The organism is Micromonospora sp. NPDC047730, assembly GCF_043204765.1.
Lineage (GTDB): Bacteria > Actinomycetota > Actinomycetes > Mycobacteriales > Micromonosporaceae > Micromonospora.
Genome location: NZ_JBIDCU010000013.1, coordinates 41341 through 60960, shown reverse-complemented (window position 1 = coordinate 60960; position 19620 = coordinate 41341). Strand labels below are relative to the sequence as shown.

Annotated in this window: 17 protein-coding genes and 1 pseudogene; 8 read left to right on the top strand and 10 right to left on the bottom strand. The window is 72.8% G+C overall.

From position 1 onward, the window contains the following. Positions 1–6 precede the first annotated feature (6 nt). Positions 7–1227, top strand: a complete 1221-nt coding sequence (locus tag ACGF5G_RS25935) for a hypothetical protein (RefSeq protein WP_393267147.1) — start codon at positions 7–9, stop codon at positions 1225–1227. A gap of 85 nt (positions 1228–1312) precedes the next feature. Here the strand turns inward: ACGF5G_RS25935 and ACGF5G_RS25930 are convergent, their stop codons facing one another. From ACGF5G_RS25930 to ACGF5G_RS25900, 7 genes are all read right to left on the bottom strand, one after another. Beyond that, positions 1313–2368 (bottom strand): dihydrodipicolinate synthase family protein, encoded by a 1056-nt coding sequence (locus ACGF5G_RS25930; RefSeq protein ID WP_393267145.1) that lies wholly within the window; start codon positions 2366–2368, stop codon positions 1313–1315. Positions 2369–2376: 8 nt separating this feature from the next. Then, positions 2377–3393, bottom strand: coding sequence for an NAD-dependent epimerase/dehydratase family protein (locus ACGF5G_RS25925; RefSeq protein ID WP_393267142.1), 1017 nt, complete (start codon positions 3391–3393; stop codon positions 2377–2379). Between the two features lie 93 nt (positions 3394–3486). Continuing rightward, the gene (locus tag ACGF5G_RS25920) at positions 3487–4368 is read right to left on the bottom strand and encodes a Gfo/Idh/MocA family protein (RefSeq protein WP_393267139.1); all 882 of its coding nucleotides are present in this window, start codon (positions 4366–4368) and stop codon (positions 3487–3489) included. Positions 4369–4423: 55 nt separating this feature from the next. After that, on the bottom strand, positions 4424–5428 hold the full coding sequence (locus ACGF5G_RS25915; protein ID WP_393267136.1) for a hydroxyacid dehydrogenase: 1005 nt from the start codon (positions 5426–5428) through the stop codon (positions 4424–4426). Then, positions 5425–6324 carry a carbohydrate ABC transporter permease gene (locus tag ACGF5G_RS25910; protein ID WP_393267134.1) on the bottom strand — a complete coding sequence of 300 codons (900 nt, stop codon included), beginning with the start codon at positions 6322–6324 and terminating at the stop codon, positions 5425–5427. Before ACGF5G_RS25910 ends, ACGF5G_RS25915 begins: the two co-directional genes overlap by 4 nt. Continuing rightward, positions 6321–7226, bottom strand: a complete 906-nt coding sequence (locus ACGF5G_RS25905) for a carbohydrate ABC transporter permease (RefSeq protein WP_393267132.1) — start codon at positions 7224–7226, stop codon at positions 6321–6323. Before ACGF5G_RS25905 ends, ACGF5G_RS25910 begins: the two co-directional genes overlap by 4 nt. Positions 7227–7288: 62 nt before the next feature. After that, on the bottom strand, positions 7289–8530 hold the full coding sequence (locus tag ACGF5G_RS25900) for an ABC transporter substrate-binding protein (RefSeq protein WP_393267129.1): 1242 nt from the start codon (positions 8528–8530) through the stop codon (positions 7289–7291). Between the two features lie 149 nt (positions 8531–8679). Between ACGF5G_RS25900 and ACGF5G_RS25895 the strand changes: the two genes are divergently transcribed. After that, positions 8680–9960, top strand: a complete 1281-nt coding sequence (locus ACGF5G_RS25895) for a Gfo/Idh/MocA family protein (RefSeq protein ID WP_393267126.1) — start codon at positions 8680–8682, stop codon at positions 9958–9960. 93 nt (positions 9961–10053) lie between these two features. After that, positions 10054–10455 (top strand): DUF2267 domain-containing protein, encoded by a 402-nt coding sequence (locus ACGF5G_RS25890; RefSeq protein ID WP_393267124.1) that lies wholly within the window; start codon positions 10054–10056, stop codon positions 10453–10455. A gap of 47 nt (positions 10456–10502) precedes the next feature. On the opposite strand, the gene ACGF5G_RS25885 is transcribed toward ACGF5G_RS25890, so the two are convergent. Beyond that, on the bottom strand, positions 10503–11960 hold the full coding sequence (locus ACGF5G_RS25885; RefSeq protein ID WP_393267122.1) for a pyridoxal phosphate-dependent decarboxylase family protein: 1458 nt from the start codon (positions 11958–11960) through the stop codon (positions 10503–10505). Positions 11961–12313: 353 nt separating this feature from the next. On the opposite strand from ACGF5G_RS25885, the gene shbA reads away from it, so the two are divergent. From shbA to ACGF5G_RS25870, 3 genes are all read left to right on the top strand, one after another. Further along, the gene (gene shbA / locus ACGF5G_RS25880; protein WP_393267120.1) at positions 12314–12892 is read left to right on the top strand and encodes an RNA polymerase sigma factor ShbA; all 579 of its coding nucleotides are present in this window, start codon (positions 12314–12316) and stop codon (positions 12890–12892) included. Further along, positions 12889–13695 carry an anti-sigma-D factor RsdA gene (locus ACGF5G_RS25875; RefSeq protein ID WP_393267117.1) on the top strand — a complete coding sequence of 269 codons (807 nt, stop codon included), beginning with the start codon at positions 12889–12891 and terminating at the stop codon, positions 13693–13695. Before shbA ends, ACGF5G_RS25875 begins: the two co-directional genes overlap by 4 nt. A 125-nt stretch (positions 13696–13820) precedes the next feature. Continuing rightward, complete coding sequence (locus ACGF5G_RS25870) at positions 13821–14537, top strand: SDR family NAD(P)-dependent oxidoreductase (protein ID WP_393267114.1); 717 nt, start codon at positions 13821–13823, stop codon at positions 14535–14537. A 37-nt stretch (positions 14538–14574) separates the two neighbouring features. Here the strand turns inward: ACGF5G_RS25870 and ACGF5G_RS25865 are convergent. After that, positions 14575–15098, bottom strand: a pseudogene (locus ACGF5G_RS25865) (transposase); the annotation flags it as partial. Positions 15099–15299: 201 nt separating this feature from the next. Between ACGF5G_RS25865 and ACGF5G_RS25860 the strand changes: the two are divergent. Together ACGF5G_RS25860 and ACGF5G_RS25855 are read left to right on the top strand one after the other, a co-directional pair. Beyond that, complete coding sequence (locus ACGF5G_RS25860) at positions 15300–15836, top strand: hypothetical protein (protein WP_393267112.1); 537 nt, start codon at positions 15300–15302, stop codon at positions 15834–15836. 348 nt (positions 15837–16184) lie between these two features. Beyond that, positions 16185–17414, top strand: coding sequence for a PucR family transcriptional regulator (locus ACGF5G_RS25855; RefSeq protein WP_393267110.1), 1230 nt, complete (start codon positions 16185–16187; stop codon positions 17412–17414). Positions 17415–17558: 144 nt separating this feature from the next. On the opposite strand, the gene ACGF5G_RS25850 is transcribed toward ACGF5G_RS25855, so the two are convergent. Continuing rightward, positions 17559–19469 (bottom strand): Xaa-Pro dipeptidyl-peptidase, encoded by a 1911-nt coding sequence (locus ACGF5G_RS25850; protein ID WP_393267108.1) that lies wholly within the window; start codon positions 19467–19469, stop codon positions 17559–17561. Between the last annotated feature and the right edge of the window lie 151 nt (positions 19470–19620).

Sequence of the window (19620 nt, the reverse complement as noted above, 5' to 3'; positions counted from 1 at the left end):
GCAGCGGTGACCATTGAGATCGGGGTCGTCGGTCCGCACGACCTGGTCGACGACGTGGCCGCCACCTGCGAGGAGCAGCCCGGCGTCACCGCCAGACGGCTGCACTACGACCACGAGTCGCAGGCACCGGCGATCGTCGAGGCGCACGCCGGCCAGGTCGAGGCGTGGCTGTTCACCGGCGTCGTGCCGTACACCCTCGCCCGGGAGGCGAACCTGCTGCACCGGCCGGCGGTCTTCGTCGACTACACGGGCGCGACCCTGCTCCAGGCCGCCGTGCGGCTGCTGCGCGACGGCCGCGACGTCACCCGCATGTCGATCGACACCGTCACCGGCGCCGACGTCGCCGGCACCTTCGGCGAGGCCGACCTGCCGGTGGACCGGGTCCGGTCGCTGCCCTACCGCAGCGGCCTGAGCTCCGACGACGTGGTCGCCTTCCACCGCCGGCAGCGCAAGGCCGGCGCGGACGTCGCCGTCACCTGCATCAGCTCGGTCTACGAGGTGCTGCGCCACGAGATGCCGGCGTTCCGCCTCGCCCCGTCGAACCACTCGGTGCGCGCCGCGCTGCGCCAACTCCTGCTGCACGTCGGCAGCCAGGCCCAGGAGGACGCCCAGATCGCACTCGGGCTGGCCAACCTGTCCGACGGCGACGACGGGCTGCTCAAGGAGGTGGCCGGGCTCGGCGGCACCGTCGCGCGCTTCGCCCCCGACACGTACCTCATCGTCGCCACCCGCGGGCCGCTGCACGACGCCACCGGCGGCTTCACGGCGCTGCCGATGCTGCGCCGCCTGGCCGACCGGCACGAGACCGTGCAGATCGGGTTCGGGCTGGGCCGCAGCGCCGCCGAGGCGGAGAACCTGGCACGCCGCGCGCTGAGCCGGGCCCGGCGGGTCGGCCCCACCACGGCCGTGCTGTCGCTGCGCGGCGAGACCGACATCGTGCTGGAGTCCACCACGCCGGCCCCGCCGCCGGCGGAGGTGAACCTGGCGGTCATCGCCCAACGGGTCGGCCTGTCCGTGCCCACCCTGCTGCGGCTGCGCGAGGTGCGCACGGCGGTCGGCGACGAGCCGCTGACCAGCCGGGAGGTCGCCGACCAACTGCGGGTGCAGCAGCGCACCGCGCGGCGCATGCTGCACCGCCTGGAGCTGGCCGGCCTGGCCGAGCGGACCGGCAACCTCGCCTCCGGCACCAGCGGCCGGCCGCTGACCCTCTACCGCCTGACCCTCTGACGGCCCGCCCGCCCCTGCCCGGGGCGGGCGGCCGCGAGGCCGGCTGCGGAGACGGTCCCCCGCCGCCGGCCTCGCCACCGCGTGGTCAGGACAGCCAGGTGTCGAGGTGCTCGGCGACGAAGTCGTCGTCGCGCAGGTGCGGGTACGCCCGGTGCACCCGGTCCAGCTCGACCATCTGCCCCGGCGACAGCTCCTCAGCCGGGTCCAGGCACCAGCGGCCGGCCAGCAGGCCCTGCCGGCGCAGCACCTCGTGGATGCCGGGGATGCAGCCGTGGTAGCCGTTGGCGGAGTCGAAGATGGCCGCGTTGGCGTCGGTCAGGTGGCCGTCGAGGGTGAGCAGCCGGCGCAGCGCGGCGTCGTCGCCGGAGCGGGCCCGGTGGGCCTCGTCGAGCAGGGTCACCGCGGTGTTCGCCCAGACCGCCCACTGGCCGAGCAGCCCGCCGACGAACTCGACCTCGACGGCCCGACCGTCGACGACGACCCGGTGCGGCGCCACGAGGTCGGCGAGGATGTGGTCGTCGTTGCCGGTGTAGAGCGCCAGGTCGTCGTTGCGGCCGGCCGCGACCACGCCGTGCAGCACGTCCAGCGTGCGGTAGCGGTCGAAGGGCGCCACCTTGATCCCGACCACCGACTCGAGGGCGGCCAGCCGGGCCCAGAAGTCCCGGGACAGCAGTCGCCCGCCGACGGCCGGCTGCAGGTAGAAGCCGATCACCGGCAGCACCTCGCCGACCGCGCGCGCCCGCTCGACGAGGGCGTCCTCGTCCAGCGGCGCGTACGGCGACAGCAGCACCATGTCGTAGCCGAGCGAGGCGGCCAGTTCCGCCTCGGCGACCGCCTGGGCGGTGTCGCCGCAGGCACCGGCGACCAGGATGGCGTCCGAGCCGGCCGCGGTCTCGGCGGCCAGCTCCAGCACGGGGGCGAGTAGCCCGACCTTCGGGTCGTGGATGGCGAACTGGGTGGTGTGCACGCCGACGGCGATGCCCCCCGCGCCGGAGGCCAGGTAGTAGCGGGTCAACGCCCGCTGCCGGCGCTCGTCGAGCTTGCGGTCGGCGTCCAGGGCCAGCGGGTGCGCGGGGATGACGCAGCCGCGCTGGAACCGGGCCAGGGCCGAGGTCTGTCGGGTGCTCGATGCGGTCAACACGGTCTCTCCTAGAACTTGCCGTCGCGGGTCTGGAACCCGGTCGGCTTGCCGAGCAGGGGCTGGCCGTCGGCGACCCAGTCCGCCGTCAGGTCGATCAGCTCGGCGACCGGCACGTCGGGGTAGCCGAAGAGCCGGTGGCAGAGCTGGGCGTTGGACAGCAGCGCGGTCGGCGCCTCGGTGCCGGTGAAGACCGGCTCACGGCCCAGTCGGGCGGCGAGCGCGGTGGCGACCTGACGGACCGAGACCAGCTCCGGCCCGGTCAGGTTCAACACGAACGGCGGTGTCCGCGTGTGGAGCAGGGCGCGCAGCGTGACCTCGTTGGCGTAGCCCTGCCAGACGATGTTGGCGTGCCCCATGGTGAGGTCCACGGGCTCGCCGGCGTGCACCGTGCGCGCGATGTCGACGAGGACGCCGTAGCGCATCTCGACGGCGTAGTTGAGCCGGATCAGGGCCAGCGGGGTGTCGTCGCGCAGCGCGAAGTGGGTGAGGATGCGCTCGCGGCCCAGGCAGGACATGGCGTACTCGCCGACCGGCTGGACCGGGACCTCCTCGACGCAGCCGCCGGAGGTCACCGGGACCAGCGGGTAGACGTTGCCGGTGCTCAGCGCCACCAGGCGGGATCCGGCGAAGCGCTGCGCGACCCGCCCGGGCAGGTAGGTGTTGGTGGCCCAGGTGGCGTGTTCCCGGCCGGAGGTGCCGAACTTCGCCCCGACCAGGAAGACCACGTTGGCCGCGTCGGGCAGCGCGGCCAGCACGGCGTCGTCGGTGACGTCCGCCTCGACCACCACCGCGCCCTCGTCGCGCAGGGCGTCGGCCAGCCCCGCCTCGGAGAAGCGGGACACCGCGATGACCTTGGCGCCGGTGCCGGCCGCCGCCACGCCCCGCAGCGCCAGCCGGACGAGGCTCGGCCCCAGCTTGCCGCCCGCCCCGAGGATCAGGATGTCCCCGTCGAGCTTGCGCAGATCGTCCACCAGGACGTCCCGCGGGCGGGAGAGTCGCTCCTCCAGGTCCGCCACCGTACGCATGCCACCACACCCCTTCCGAAGTAACGGTCATGACCGTAACCTCCGGCCGGAGGGGCGTCAAGGCACCCGACGCGTGGATCGGGTCGGCGATTGTCAGGCCACGGCGCGCGCCGAGGTGAGAACGTCCAGGACCGCACGGGTCTGCGCCCACGGCACCGGGCTCGGGGCGCCCCGGACCATGCCGACGAACGCGTCGATGGTGGCCCGGTAGCCCAACTCGTCGGCCCCGCCGCGCAGCACCACCCGGCGCTCCCCCGCGGCGGTGTGCACGGTGACCTCGTACGCCTCGCCCTCGCTGACCCCGAGCACCTCCACCGTGCCGGGCACCCCGTCGTCCCACTGCACGGCCAGCAGCCCCGTGTCCTCCGAGCGCAGGCCCCGGTGCCGGCGCACGGTGCCGGCGGCCCCCACCAGCCGCACGGCCGGCCCGAGCAGCGCGACGAGCAGTTCCACCCCGTGCAGGCCCATCATGACCAGGGTGCCCCCGCCGACCGCCGGGTCGTCCTGCCACGGGTTGTAGCCGGTGGCCCAGATCCCGACGTCGTGCCGGACCGTGGCGCGCACCGACAGCACCTCGTCGCGCGGCACGTCGAACGCGACGAACTCCGGCGCGAAGCGCAGCACCGAGGAGGAGAGCACCAGCTCCGGGGCCCGCGCCACGACGCGTTCCAACCGGTCGAGCTGCTCGACGGTCGCGGCGGCCGGCTTGTTGACGAAGCACGGCAGCTTACGCTCCAGCACCTGCGCCAACGCCTCCGGCACGTCCGAGGTGGGGACGGTGAGGACCACGCCGTCCGGGTCGGTCGCCAGCAGCGCCGCCAGGTCCGGCGCGACCGCCGCGTCCGGCTGCTCGGCCCGGAACCGCGCCAGCCGCTGCGGGTCGGGCTCCCACACCACGAGCTCCGCGTCGTCGCGCAGGGTGCGGGCGTCGGTGTAGGGGTGACTGGTGGCCAGTCCGGCGAGGGCGATGCGCATGAGCGCAGAGGCTACTCATCCGGGTTGCCGCCGCGCCAGAGCAGGTCAGCCGCGCTCAGCCCGTGCGATCGAGGTGCTCCGGTCGCACCTCGTGGCGCAGCTGCCCCCCGCGTAGGAACCGGTCGATCTCGTCCACGACGATGTCGGCGGCCCGCCGCCGCGACCCGACCGTCCCGGCCGCCTCGTGCGGGGTCAGCAGCACGTTCGGCAGCCGCCGGAACGGATGGTCCACCGGCAGCGGCTCGGCGTCGAACACGTCCAGCGCGGCGTCGATCCGCCCGGAGCGCAGCGCGGCCAGCAGCGCGGCCTCGTCGACCAGCGCCGAGCGGGCGGTGTTGACCAGCAGCGCGCCGTCGGGCATCAGGGCCAGCTCGCGCGCGCCGATCATCCCGACGGTCTCCGGCAGCACCGGCGCGTGCAGGGACACCACGAGGCTGCGGGCGAGCAGGTCGTCGAGCGCGACCCGCTCGACCCCGAGCGTCGCGGCCTCGCCGTCGGACAGGTACGGGTCGGCCACCAGCACCCGCGCCCCGAGCGCCCGCACCAGGCCGAGGTACGCCCGACCGGTGCGGGAAGCCCCGACGACCCCGACCGCCGCCCCGCGCAGCTCCCGCCGCGGCGGCGCCGCCTTCGCGGTCGCCCAGTCGACCCCGGTCCGCAGCGCGTGGTCGAAGCGGTGCAGCTGGTGCAGCAGGGCGAGGGTCAGCGCGAACGCCTGCTCCCCCACCGCGTACGCCATCGCCTCGCCGGCCTGGGTGACACGGACGCCCCGGGCGAAGCTGGCGGGGGTGACGAACGGTTTGACGCTGGCGCCGGTGTGCGCGAGCAGCCGCAGCCGGGGCGCGGCGGCGAGCACCGCCGCCGACAGCGGCGCGGTGCCCCAGCCGGTGACCACCACGTCGGCGTCGGTGAGCAGCCGGGCGAGCACGGTCTCGTCCCCGACGTCGGCGCCGTCGGCCGGCATCCGCACCTCCCCCAGCCGAGCCAGCGCCGCCCAGGCGTCGGTGTCGAAGAACAGCTCGCGGACCTCCGGCGAGGCCGCCACCGCGATGACGCTCATCCCTTGATGCCCGTCGTGGCGACGCCCTCCTGGAAGTAGCGCTGTCCGATCAGGTACGCCATGAAGATCGGCACGAACGCCACGACCGACCCGGCGAGGAGCATGTTCAGCGCCACGTTCTCCTGCTGGAGCGAGGCGATGCCGGTGGTGAGGGTACGCATGTCGAGGCTCTGCCCGACGATGAGCGGCCACAGGAAGTCGTTCCAGTGCCACAGGAAGACGAAGACGCCGAGCGTGGCGAGGATCGGCTTGATCAGCGGCAGCACGATCGAGACGTACACCCGCCACTCGGAGCAGCCGTCGAGGCGGGCCGCCTCGAACAGCGAGTCGGGCAGCGAGGCGATGAACTGCCGCATCAGGAACACCGCCTGGGCGTTGGCCAGGGTCGGCACGATCATGCCCCAGTACGTGTCCACGCCGTTCAGCTCGGAGATGATGATGAACGTCGGGATCATCGTGACGTGGTACGGCACCATCAGCATCGCCAGGAACGACCAGAACATGGTCTCCTTGCCGGGGAACCGCTTCTTGGCGAAGGCGTAGCCGGCCATCGAGGCGAACAGCAGCACGCCGACGACCGACACCACCGAGTAGATGACGGTGTTCCACATCCAGCGCAGCACGCTCTTGGCGCCGATCACCTGGTCGTACGCCTCGGTGGAGAACGGCCACGGCAGCAGGCTGTCCGGGAAGGTGACCGGTCCGGTCGGCTTGAACGACAGCACGACCATCGCGTAGAAGGGGAAGAGCGTGACCGCCGCGCCGATCAGCAGCAGCGTGGTGCGGCCGACCACCCAGCCCTTGCCGGGCCGGCCGGGCCGGTACGGCCGGGCGCGCGTGGGCGACGCCGGCGGGGTGGGGACGGCGGTGGCTGCGGGCGTGATCGTGTCCGTCATTCTTCCCTCCCGAGGGTCAGCCGCTGGATCAGCGCCACGATGATCGTCAGCACGAACAGCGCGACCCCGACGGCGCTGGCGTAGCCCAGGTCGAAGTACTTGAAGCCCTGGTCGTAGAGCAGGTAGACCAGGCTGTAGCTGGACCGCACGGGGCCGCCGCCGGTCATCACGTAGATCAGGTCGAAGACCTGGAACGAGACGGTGGTCTCGATGATGGCGACGAAGAAGAGAGCGGGCCGCAGCTGGGGCAGCGTCACGTACCGGAAGCGCTGCCACGCCGACGCGCCGTCGGTCAGCGCGGCCTCCTCCAGCTCCGCCGGGATGTCCTGCATCCGGGCGAGCAGGATCAGCATGCCGTAGCCGAAGCGGGACCAGACCGAGACCAGCACCAGCGCGGGGACCACCAGCACGCTGTCGGCGAGCCAGGAGCCGGCCGGCAGGCCGATCGCGCCCATGGCCCGCGACCACGGCCCATCCTCGGCGAAGACCCAGGCGAAGACCACGCCGGCGAGGACCAGGCTGGTCACCACCGGCAGGAAGAAGATGGACCGGAAGAGCTTCGCGCCGCGGAAGGCGCGGCGGGTCAGCAGCGCCATGCCGAGGGAGGCCAGCATCGACAGCGGTACGGACAGCGCGGTGAACAGGACCGTGACGCGCAGCGCCGTCCAGAACGTGGGATCGTCGACGAGCCGGCGGAAGTTCTCCAGCCCGGTGAAGCTGGTCTCGCCACCGATGGTGTAGTCGGTGAAGCCGAGGACCACCCCGGCGATCGCCGGCCCGAACCGGAAGACGACGAAGAGCAGCAGAAACGGCAGGACGAACAGCAGCGCCGTGCCGGCCTCGCGGGCGGAGGGGCGGCGCACGCGTATGCGCGGGCGGCGGGTCCCCGGTAGTGCAACCATCTGACAACCTTTCTCGGCGGCTCGCGGTGGGCCGGGTGCGCCCACCGCGAGCCGCGCCGGCACTATCCGAGCAGCGGAGTGGCGGCCTTAGCCGCGTCCTCGAGCGCCTGGTCCACAGACTTCTTGCCGAGCAGGGCGGCCTGGATCTCCGGGGAGAGGACGCCCTGGACGTCGCGGGCCTTCTCGTGCAGCGGGCCGACCGTGCTGGTGGCCACGTGCTTCTCCTGCTCCCCGAGGACAGGGTCGCTGGCATACAGCGGACCGCTGGACTTCCTGGGGGAGAAGAGGCTGGCACCGATGTCGTACTTCTTGGTGTTCTCGGCGTTGGTGGCGAAGGCCAGCCACTTGCCGGCCGCCTCCTTGTCCTTGGAGGTCTTCAGCATCGACAGCGAGCCGACGGTCCCGTAGCCGATCTGCTTGGTCTCGGTGAGGTGGGGGATGACCTGGATGTTCTCCTTGCCCCAGAACTTCTCGATCTCGGCGACCGGCGTGTACCAGCTGCAGGCGACCTTGTTCTGCGCGATGCGGGTCTGCTCGATCGGCGGGACGGCGGTGATCATGGACTTGTCGACGTAGGCGCCGTCGACGAGCTGCTTGAGGAAGTTCAGCGCCTTCTTCCCGGCGTCGCTGTTGAAGGCGACCGACTTGCCGTCCGGGCTGAACACGTCGCCCCCGGCCTGCCAGAGCAGCGGGTAGAAGGTCTGGTTCAGGGTCTGCTTGGCGTCGCCGGCGTACGAGATGATGTCGTAGCCCTTGGCCTTGAACTTCGGAGCCAGGGTGAGCAGGTCGTTCCAGCTCGTCGGGTAGTTCGTCTCGCCGACGGCCGCGAAGACCTTCTTGTTGCAGATCGGGGTGGAGGCGCTGGTGAGGATCGGGGCGCCCATCATCTTGCCGTCGATGGTCACCGACTGCACCACGTTCGCGTGCAGGTCGCTCTTGGTCGCCTCGTCGAGGTACTTGTCGACGGGCTCGATGTTGCGGGCGTACTTGGGCAGCTGGTCGGGGATCAGGTAGACGACGTCCGGCCCCTTGTTGCCCGCGATCGCGGTGGCGAGCGCCTGGTCGCGGTTGGCCCAGGGGAAGATCTCAACCTTGACGTTGATGTCGGGGTTGGTCGCCTGGAACGCCTTGATGGTCTCGTCCCAGTGCGCGCGGTGCTTCGCCTCGTCGAAGATAGCTGGATATGTCCACATTGTCACGGTCGCCTTGCCGGAGTCACCGGAGCCGGAACCGCCACAGCCCGTAGCCGCGAGCGCGGCGACGGTCGCCACCGCCACGGCCGACAGGCTCTTCCGAACACGCATCTCGCATCCTTCCGGGGGAGTCAGGTTCGCAGTACATTAACTTACGGTCCGGGCCGATACTAGAGCCCGTATGCACCGAGGTCACATCGTTACTGTTCGTGTGAATACCTGGACAGATCGATCCAGAACCGTAATAGCGAAGGACTCCGATGACCGTCACCCTCGCCGTCGTCGGCGCCGGCAACCGCGGCAGCACGTACGCCGGATACGCACTGCGCCACCCCGAGCGGGCCCGCGTCGTCGCGGTCGCCGACCCGCGGCCCGCCCACCGCACCGCGCTCGCCGACGCCCACGGCGTCCCGGCGTCCGCGTCGTTCGAATCATGGCAGGACCTCGCCGCGCAACCCCGACTGGCCGACGCCGTCGTCCTCGCCACCCCGGACCGGGAGCACGCCGAACCGGCCGTCCGCCTCGCCGACCTCGGCTACCACATCCTGCTGGAGAAGCCGATCGCACCCGGCGAGGCCGAGTGCCAGGCCGTTGCCGCGGCAGCCGAGCGAACCGGCGTGCTGCTCGCCGTCTGCCACGTGCTGCGCTACACCCGCTACACCGACGCGGTGAAGCGGTACGTCGACAGCGGCGCGCTGGGCCGGATCGTCGGCGTGGAGCACCTGGAGCCGGTCGGCTGGTGGCACTTCGCGCACTCCTACGTCCGCGGCAACTGGCGCCGCGCCGAGGACTCCTCCAGCAGCCTGCTCGCCAAGTGCTGCCACGACCTGGACTGGCTGCGCTACATCGTCGACGACACCCCGACGCGGGTCAGCAGCGTCGGCGCACTGCACCACTTCCACCCCGGCAACCGGCCGCGCGGCGCCGCCGACCGCTGCCTCGACTGCCGGGTCGAGTCGACCTGCCCCTACTCGGCCGCCCGTTTCTACCGCGCCTGTCTTGCCGACCCCGACCGGCACCAGTGGCCGCTGGCGGTGGTGACCCGCGACCTGACCGAGGCGGGAGTGGACGCCGCGCTCCACGACGGACCGTACGGCCGGTGCGTCTACGGCGGCGGGAACGACGTCGCCGACCACCAGAGCGTGACCATCTCGTTCGCCGGCGGCGCGACCGCCACCCTCACCATGAGCGCCTTCACCCCCGGCGGGCACCGGCGCACCCGGATCATGGGCACCCACGGCTACCTGGAGGGCGACGGCGAACAGGTCGCCGTCACCGACTTCGTCACCGGCGAGACCGTCACCACCGACACCCGGGGCGGCGGGGCGGACGCCGGCTCCGGCCACGGCGGCGGCGACATGGCGCTGATGGCGGCCTTCGTGGAGGCGGTGGCCACCGGCGACCGGTCCCGGATGCGCTCGGGGCCGCAGGAGTCCCTGGACAGCCACCGGATGGCGTTCGCCGCCGAACGCAGCCGGCTCGCCGGCGGCGCCCCGGTGGCACTCGCGCCCGCCGGCATGACGCCGTCCGCCGCCTCCTGACACGTACGGACCGGCCCCGGATGCCGCGCCCGGCCGTTTGCCGCGCCGGCACCCGGGTAGACGGCGCTACCCGTCGGAGAGGGAGGCCGGAAGGTGGACAACAGCGAGTTCATCGACTCGGTGGCGAAACGCCTGCGCACGTCGCCCGAGCAGGCCACCGCCATCACGCGCGCCACGCTAACGACCCTGGCGGAGCGGATCGACGGGGGCGAGGCGCGCGACCTCTCCGCCCGGCTTCCCGACGAGTTGCGGGCCTACGCGTTCGCGCCCAGGGACAAGGCCCAGCGCTTCGGGGTCGACGCGTTCGTCCAGCAGGTCAGCGGACGGGCCGAGGTCGACGGGACGACCGCGAAGGCCGGCATGCGGGCGGTGTTCGACACCCTCCGCGAGGCCATCCCGCCCGGCGACTACGACGACGTCATCACCCACCTCCCCGCCGAGTTCTGGGAGCTCACCGACTCGGCGGCGCGGTACGACGGCGGGCGCGGCCGTTAGCGGCGCCGGGTCGACCACGAACTCGGCGAACCGGGCCACCGGGCCCGTCAACCGGTCAGCTTGGCCGTCAGCTCGCGGACCACGTCGACCAGCAGGTCGATGTCGCCCTCGGTGGTGCGCCAGTTGACGATCGCCGGCCGCAGCGCCACCCGCCCGTCGTAGACGGTGGTGCCGGCGTAGACGCGGCCGTCCGCCAGCAGCGCGGCGCCCAGCCGCCGGTTGAGGTCGTCGAGAGCATCCCCAGGCATACCGGGCGGGTTGGCGCGGAAGCAGACGATGTTCAACGGCACGTCGGCGAGCCGCTCAAGCTCCGGCGCCTCGTCGACCAGCCCGGCCAGCCGCTGCGCCAGGTCGAGGTGCCGCTCGACCATCGCCCGGTGCCCGTCCCGGCCGTACGCGGCCAGGGTCGCCCAGATCGGCAGCGACCGGGCCCGGCGCGACGACTCCGGCCCGAGCAGCGCGTAGTCCGGCCCACCGGACGCTGACGGCAGAGCGCTGCCCTCCCCCGGCAGGTACGCCGCGCCGGGCATGCCGAACGCCGCCGGCAACCGCGCCGGGTCCTTCAGGAACGCGAATCCGCTCTCGTAGGGCACGTTGAGCCACTTGTGGCCGTCGCCGGCGATCGAGTCCGCCCGCTCGATCCCCTCCACCAGGTGACGGGTGCGCGGAGACAGGGCGGCGAAGATGCCGAACGCGCCGTCGACGTGCAGCCACGCGCCGTGCCGCTCGGCGACGTCGGCCAGCTCCACCACCGGGTCGAAGTCACCGGCGTTCACCTCACCCGCGCTGGCGATCAGCACCGCCGGGGCGTCGATCTCGGCGAGCCGGCGCTCCAGCGCGGCGAGGTCGACCCGGCCCACGCCGTCGCGGGCGAGGACCTCGACCGAGTCCCGCCCGTGCCCGAGCAGTTGCAGGGCCTTGCGGTCGCTGGCGTGCACGTACCCGCCGGAGAGCACCGGCATCCGCGGCAGCCCGGCCAGCCCCCGCGCCGCCACGTCCACCCCGTGCCGTTCGGCCCACCAGTGGGTGGCGGCGGCGAGCCCGGTGACGTTGGCGAAGGTGGCGCTGGCGACCAGCGCACCGCCGAACCGCTCCGGCAGGCCGAACAGCTCCCGCAGCCAGGTCAGCGCGATCGTCTCCGTCGCGGCGGCGAACGGGGACGAGGCGCGGAACGCGACGTTCTGGTCCAGCAGCGCGGCAGTCCAGTCGCCGGCCAGCGCCGCCGGGGTCGCCCCGCCGATGATGAAGTGGAAAAACCGTGGCCCGGCCGAGTGCGTGGCGGCGGCCGTACCGACCCGCAGCAGCCGGCGCACCGCAGCGGCGGCGCCCTCGCCCCGCTCCGGCAGCTTCCCGTCGCCGGCCGGCCGCCACAGCTCACGCAGCAGCGGCTCGGTGCCCGGGTCGTGCACCAGCCGGTCCGGCAGGGACGACAGGTAGGGGCCGGCGGCTTCGTACACCTGGCGCAGCACGGCGTCGGCGTCGCCGTCGCGCAGCGGATCGGTCACGGTGGTGGCCTCCTCACCGGTCGTCGCCGGGCCGGTCGGCGGCCGGCACGGACCGCGCACCTCGGGTGGCTCCACCCTGCCACCCGACGCCGGCGGCCGCGCCGGCCAATTCCGGTGCGGTGGCCCCGCCACGACGCCGACCCCGCCGGCGAAGGACCTGGTCAGCCCTGCACGGTCACCTCGACGCCCACGCTTGCCGTCCGGGCCCCCCACTGGAGACATCGGCGCGACCAACCCGGCCGCGACAACTACCACCCGGAAGGCCGTGGGCACGGAACGTGCGCTAGGCAAAAAGGGCCGGGCTCGATAGCGTGCCCCGTAATCCGCTGGTAACGAAGGTGTTCCGCGACGCGATGACCACAACGATCGAGCCCGAGTTCCTCCGCCGGGCCGCCCACGGCGACCGGGCAGCCGTCGCGACCCTGCTCAGCGACATCCGTCCGGGGCTGGTGCGATACTGCCGCGCGCGGCTGGGCCGGATCGGCGGCGCGTACGTGACCGCCGACGACGTCGCCCAGGAGATCTGCCTGGCGGTGCTGCGGGCGCTGCCCCGCTACCGGGAGCAGGGCACGCCCTTCGCGGCGTTCGTCTACGCCATCGCGGGGCACAAGGTGGCCGACGCGCAGCGCGCCGCCGTACGGGCCGCCTCCGTCACCGTGGCCGACACGCCTCTCGACCTGCCGGCCGCGGAGCCCGGGCCGGAGCAGCAGGCCGTGGCCACCGACCTCGCCCGCCGGCTGTCGGTGCTGCTCAACCGCCTGCCCGACGTGCAGCGGGAGATCGTGGTCCTCCGGGTGGCGGTGGGTCTCTCCGCCGAGGAGGTCGGCACCGTCGTCGGCATGTCCGCCGCCGCCGTCCGGGTGACGCAGTCAAGGGCCCTTGCCCGCCTTCGTACCCTGGCAGGCGACACACTCGACGAGGTGGCGGCATGAGGGAGCAGACCCGCGACGGCGGCGAGGAGCTGGACCTGTCGACGATCGCCCGGGACGACGAACTGCTCGACGCGCTCGGCCGCGGCGAGCCGGGACCGGCGGGCGACCACCTCGCCGAGATGCTGGCCGCCTGGCGCGGCGACGTCGACATCGCCGATGATGACGACCACCCCCTCAGGCCCGCCGTCGGTCCCGTGCCGACGAGGAAGGCCCGGTCGGCACTGCTCGGCCGGAGGGTGCTGCGCCTCGCCGCCGCCGTCGTCGCGCTCGCCGTCATCTCCGCCGGGCTCGGAGTGGGCAGCAGGCACGCCGGGCCGACCAGCCCCCTGTGGTCCCTGACCAGGGTGCTCTATCCGGAACAGGCGGATGTGCGGCTCGTCGAACACACCATCCAGCGCGCCCGTACCGCCGCCGCCGAAGGGCGGCTGGATGAGGCCCGGACCCTGGCCGAGGAAGCGCGGACGCAGCTCACCGCGATCGACGACCCAAGCGCCGTCCGCCGCCTGAGCGCGAAACTCGACTCCCTGCAACACGCGCTGCTGGAAACGTTGGCGCCGCCCGGCGCGCCGGCCACGGGCGCCTCGCCCCCGGCGCCCTCAGGTGACGGCGGGCCGACGACACCCACCGCGCCCGCCACGCCGCAGCCCGGGAAGCCCACACCTGACCGATCCCCCGACCCGGGCATCGTCGTCCCCCCGCCCGGGCGTCCCGAGCTGCCCGGGCTACGCCCGGACCCGGCTTCGCCGGCGCGCCTGCCACCCGTGCCCGAGGCGTCCTTCCCCGCCGGCCGGCTCCTCGACTAGTGCGCTGACCAAAAACGTTCACCGGTTGTGACACGCCGGGCGGCAACGCTGGGGCGGATCCCCACACCAGAGCCGCGTGGCGCTTACCCGGCAAGCGTTCATGACCAGCTCAGTAGGCTGGTCGGATGCAGAAAGTGGCGTTAGTGACCGGGTCGGCGTCGGGAATCGGGGCGGCGACGGCGCGACGGCTGGCGGCGGACGGGATGACTGTGGTGATCCATTCGCGGTCGAGCCGTGCAGCGGGGACCGCGTTGGCTGCGGAACTCGGTGGGACATATCAGCAGGCGGACCTCGCCGAGGACGCGGCCGCAGCTGGCTTGATCTCGCGGGTGCTGGCTGATCATGGGCGTCTCGACGTACTGGTGAACAATGCGGGTATCAGTTGGCCGGTTCCGCACGCGGACCTGCAGGGGCTGACTGCTGCCGACTGGCGCCGTCTCCTTGACGTTAACCTGATCGCACCCTGGCTGCTTTGTACGGCGGCGCTACCCGCGCTCCGGGAGTCGAACGGATGCGTCGTGAACGTGACGAGTCACGCCGGCGTCCGCCCGAAGGGCAGCTCGATCGCGTACGCCGCGAGCAAGGCAGCGCTCAACCACGTCACGAAACTGCTGGCCGCGGCCCTCGGCCCTGACATTCGGGTCAATGCCGTCGCCCCCGGACTGGTCGATACGCCGCTGACCGCCGACTGGAGCGACGCTCACGCGTTGTGGAACACGGCCAGCCCCATGCGTCGCCCGGCCCAACCTTCGGACGTCGCGGACCTCATCTCCGCCGTGATCGGCAACTCCTACCTCACCGGTGAGGTGATCCTCCTAGACGGAGGCCTGAACCTTCGTTAACGCACTGACCAAGAAGGTTCACCGGGTCTGAGCGACACGCGGCCTTGGCTCGCGGTCGGCCCCAGCGATGTTGGCGTTCGCTGCGGATGCGGGCTCGTTCCCGGCGTTGGGCGGCGAGGACGTCGGGGTGGCGGGCGTTGGCGTTGCGCCACCGCAGGTAGCGCTGCACTTCCCGGGCCAGGACGGTGTGGTTGGGATGGTCGGAGTTGGCCAGGGTGAACGCGCGTAGCGGCCCGAACTGGGCCTCGATCGGGTTGGCCCAGGACGCCTGGGTGGGAGTGAAGCTGAGTTCGACCTTGTTGCGGGCGGCCCACGCCCGGATCTGCGGGGTCTTGTTCGCCGACAGGTTGTCCAGGATCACGTAGATCGGGGCGCCGTCCGGGCGGGCGGCGCGAATCGACTTGAGCGCGGCCAAGCTGTAGTCGCCGCCCTTGCGGCGGCGCATCACGCCCCAGAGCTGGTCGTCGCCGAGGCTGTAGCAGCCGTGGAAGTAGCGGATGCCATGCGTGCGGGTGTGGGTCGCCGCAGCCGGTCCGGCCTGCCGGCCGGCGCCCACTTTCTTGGTCAGCGCACTAGGCAGCGCGACCCGAGCGGCGGCCCGGCCGCCGCCACGCCGGCGGTCTCGGCACCGGGCGCCGCCAGGGCACGACGGGCCCCGGTCAACGCGTGCATAGCGACGCCGAGTCGGCAAGGGACGGGATGGATTTGTCTCTATGTGATTCGTCACATCGGAAAAATGTTTCGAATCACGGTGCCCCGGCGATGACAACATGGGTGCGCTGCGGTTCGGTGGCGGCCCTCGACCCGTGCGCACTGCCCGAGGATGGGGTGATCCTGTTGTTGCCTGACCCGCACCCTGACTCCGCCGCCCGACTTCCCGGCCTGTTCCGAGCAGTGGTCGGCGCGATCGACGAGGCCGACTGGGACTGCACCGTGTCGTCCGAGGGGCCGTTCCTGGTGGGGGACGTGCAGCGGGAGGTGGTCCAGGTGTCGGCGTGGAACCGCACCGGGGGTCGACTGCGCGCGGTCTTCATCGCCGACGCGCCGCCCGGCCGGCCGCGTCCGCCGTTCGCGCCGCTGCACGCGCTGGTGGGGCAGGGGGTGGAGGCTGTCACCACGTCGGTGGCCGACGCGCTGGCGTTCGTACGCGGATACCGCGACTCCTGGCACCCCGCACCTGCGCCCGGTCGGCCGCGCGGGGCGCAGGCCCCCGACGGACGGTCCTGCTCGGCGGCCGGCCGGACGCGGCGGACACGGCGGCCCGGTCCGCGAACCGGGGGCACCACCTGCACGAGGTGATCGACGTGGACGTCCGGCCGCCTCGGTGAGACGGGTGCGCGGGACGCCAGATCACCGTCCACAGCGGGCCGGGGTGGCCCCGCCGTCGAACGCACCCCCGACGCCGATCCGCTCGTCGCGGCATCCTGCGGGCCCCGGCCGCGTCACGGGACGCCGCCGGCGCGACGCCGCACAGCGGCCGTTGTAACGAGAAGGACCACCGACCGCGCTCATCCATTGACGAGCTGGTCAGATCATGATCGAGTCCGGTCGAGGAGGAAACGATTCGAGGCGGCACGGAGACACCACGGACAGGGCGCACGCCCGTGCGGGGCACCGGTGGCGCGGGTCGGGCGACCGGAGGAGCACATGCAGGGTGAGCTGCAGCGCATCGTCGACGCTCTCGCCGCCCACGTCGGGCGTCCGGCGTTGATCGAGGACCGGCGTCAGCGCCTGGTCGTCTACAGCGAACACACCGGGTTGATGGACGACGTCCGCAAGGCGTCGATCCTGCGCCGGCAGACCACGCCCGAGGTGATGGCCTGGTTCCGCGATGTCGGCATCCTGGAGGCCCGGGAGCCGGTGCGCACGCCGCCGTCGAAGGAACTCGACCTCCTGCCCCGGGTCTGCGTGCCCGTCCGGCACCACGACCTGCTCCTGGGCTTCGTGTGGTTCATCGACCCGGACGGCACCATGACCGGCGCGGACATCGAGGCCACCGGGCTGGTGAGCGAGCTGTCGCTGGCGCTCTACCGGGAGAACCTGCTCGGCGAGCTGGCCTCCCGACGCGAGACGGAGGCGGCGCGCACGCTGCTGTCCGACAGCGAGACGACCCGTGACCGGTCGGTGCGGGCGCTGCGGGAGGCCGGACTCATCGTCGGGGACGGGCCGGCGACCGCCCTCGTCGCGCAGCTCGTCACGCCCGGCGGCCAGGCGCCCGACGAGACGGCCCGCTTCGCGCTGGAGCAGGCGCTGGTCAGCACCCGGCGCTGGATCGGCACCCGGGAGGCGCTGCACGTGGTGCGCGACGACCACGGCGTGCTGCTGCTCTGCGGCGACCGGGGGGCCGGCCGCCCCTCCCCCGAGGTCGCCGCCAAACTCCTGGACGACAACCTCCAGCAGGCGATCCGTGGGCTCGCCTCGGTCGAGCGCACCGTCGTCGGCGTCGGGCAGGCACGCTCGGGCCTGGCCGACGCCGTCGGGTCGTACGCGGAGGCGCTGCAGTCCGCCCGGGTGGGCGTCCGGCTGCCCGCCCTGGGCCGCGTGGTCTCCTGGTCCGCCCTGGGCATCTACCGGGTGCTGTCGCGGCTGGACGACCGGCACCTCGACATCGCCGACGTGCACCCGGGGCTGGAGCGGCTGCTCCGCGAGCAGGCGAACCCGGTGCTGTTGGACACCCTGGAACGCTATCTGGACCTGGCCGGCAACGCCCACGCCACCGCCGAGCAGCTGCGGCTGCACCGCACCACCCTGTACTACCGGCTGCAGCGGATCGAGGAACTCGCCGAGACCGACCTGAAGGACGGCAACGAGCGACTCTGCCTGCACCTGGCGTTGAAGCTGGGCCGACTCACCGGCCACTACCGGCCGGAGGGCTGAGGCCCCGCTGAGACCGGCCGGAAGGCCGAGGCCGCGCCAAGGCCGGGCGGAGGGCTGCGGCCGAGCGGCCCGCCGGGACGCGGGCCCGGTGGCGACGGGCGGAACGGGACGCCCGGCGCACCGCGCGTCCCGTCCCCGGGCCTCCTACAGACCGGCCCGCACCGCCGCCGGCCGGCCGCCGACGACGGGCAGCTCGATCCGGCTGCGGTCGAAGTGCACGGTGATGTCGGCCCGGTTCTGCTTCGCCCGGCTGCTGTAGCCCGAGTACGAGCCGAGCAGGACCACGCCGATCTGGTGACCGGCGTCGAAGACGTAGTCCTCGGGGAGCAGCCGCACGTCGACCGCCGTCTTGACGCCGGGCACCAGCGGTGTCGACGCGGTCAGCGAGGTCAGGTTGAGGCCGTCGAGGACGCCCTTGGTGACCAGTTCCTGCGGGTTGCTGGCCACGGTCTTCTCCGTCTGCCGGTAACAGGCCTCCTCGGCGTGCCCGCCCCAGGTGGCCTCGCCGCCCCAGCAGTCCTCCCCGGCCAGGGTACGGATGCCGTCGCCGGAGGTGCTGAACCTCGGCCGCGTCCCGTAGTCGACGAGCAGGCCGGCGAAGCTGGTGTCCGTGCCGTCGACCGACGCGTTGATCTTCACCACGGGCGAGCCGGAGACGTGCAGCGGCGCCCGCAGCGGCGCGGACAGGAACACCAGCCGGTTCTCCGTGTTCGCCAGCGGATCCGACGGGTGCCGGATGGCGTTCGTCTGGCTCATCGAGGGGGTGTCCTGGAACGTCGCCGAGGCGTTGCCGGGGTGCGGACCCACCGACAGGCCCCCGGCCGCCCCGTCGACACCGGGCCGCAGGAACACCTGGGTCGGCTGGGCACCCGGCAGCGGCCAGGTGGCGTGGGACTCCCAGACGTCCGGTGCGCGCTCGACGTCGACCGCGGGTTCGGCCATGATGCCGTTGTCGATGCCGTACAGCCAGTAGTCGAACCACCGGTGCAGCGTGTCCACCCACCTGGCGCGGCGGAAGTCGAACGGGTCGACGTGGCCGGTGCCGGTCAGCCAGAGCTTGCGGGGGACGTCGTGCGCCGCCAGGGCGTTCCACCAGGTGCTGAAGTGGTCCGGCCGGACGTTGTTGTCGTTGAGGCCGTGCACGACGAAGACGCTGGCACGCACCTGGCCGGCGTGCGGCACGTAGTCCCGCTCGGCCCAGAAGTCGTTGTAGTCGCCCGTGACGTCGTCGACGCCGTCCCCGAGCCGGTCCCGCACCGGCGCGCAGTGCGCCCTGCGGTCGGGGTCGGTGACGGTGTTGGCGAGGCTGCCCGAGTAGTTGTTGGCCCGGGTGACCAGGCCGTTGCTGCGCGAGTAGTCGTACCAGCTGGAGATGGCCGAGATCGGCACGATGGTGGCCAGCCCGTCCACCCCGCTGGCCGCGGCCGCGTTGGCCAGCGTGCCGTCGTACGACTTGCCGATCATGCCGGTCCGGCCGTTGTGCCAGTCGGCGACGACGGCGCGGCCGGCGGCGTCCCGGCCGGGGCGGCGGCCGTTGAGCCAGTCGATCGCCGTCGGCGCGCTGACGTTGTCGGCGCGGCCGCCGGTGACCGGGCAGCCCGTCGAGTTGTTGGTGCCGATCATGTCCAGCAGCACCACCGCGTACCCGCGCGGGACGAAGTAGTTGTCGTAGTACAGCGGCCAGCGGTCGTTGAGGCCGTCGCCGTCGAGGTCGGCCTTGCACTCCCCCTCGTTGCCCCGACACACCGTCGAGTAGTAGGGGCTGGCGTCCATCACCACCGGCACGCGCAGCCCGTCGCCGGCCCGGGGCCGGATGATGTCCATCGCGACGACGTCGCGCGCGCCGTCGGCGTCGGTGTCGACGTCGGAGGTGACGAAGACCCGCTCGCGGACCGCGTCGCCGTAGCCGAACACCGGCTGGGTGACCCCGGCCTCGACGACCGGCCCGAGGCTCTCCGCGGCGGGCCGCGCCGTCGCGGTGGCCGCCGGCAGGCCGACGGCCACGGTCGCCACGACCACCACCGCCGCCCGCCACCAGGTTCTCGTGGTTCGCATCGCGCTCCTCCCGTTCCGGCACCCGCCGTCGGTCCGCCGCGCTCCGGCGGGAGGACCAGGAGGTCGCCGGGCCAACGGATTGATCGAAGCGTACGAATGGGCGCGCGGCCGGTCATCGGACACGTGTGGCAGGTGCGCTTCCCCGGCTCCT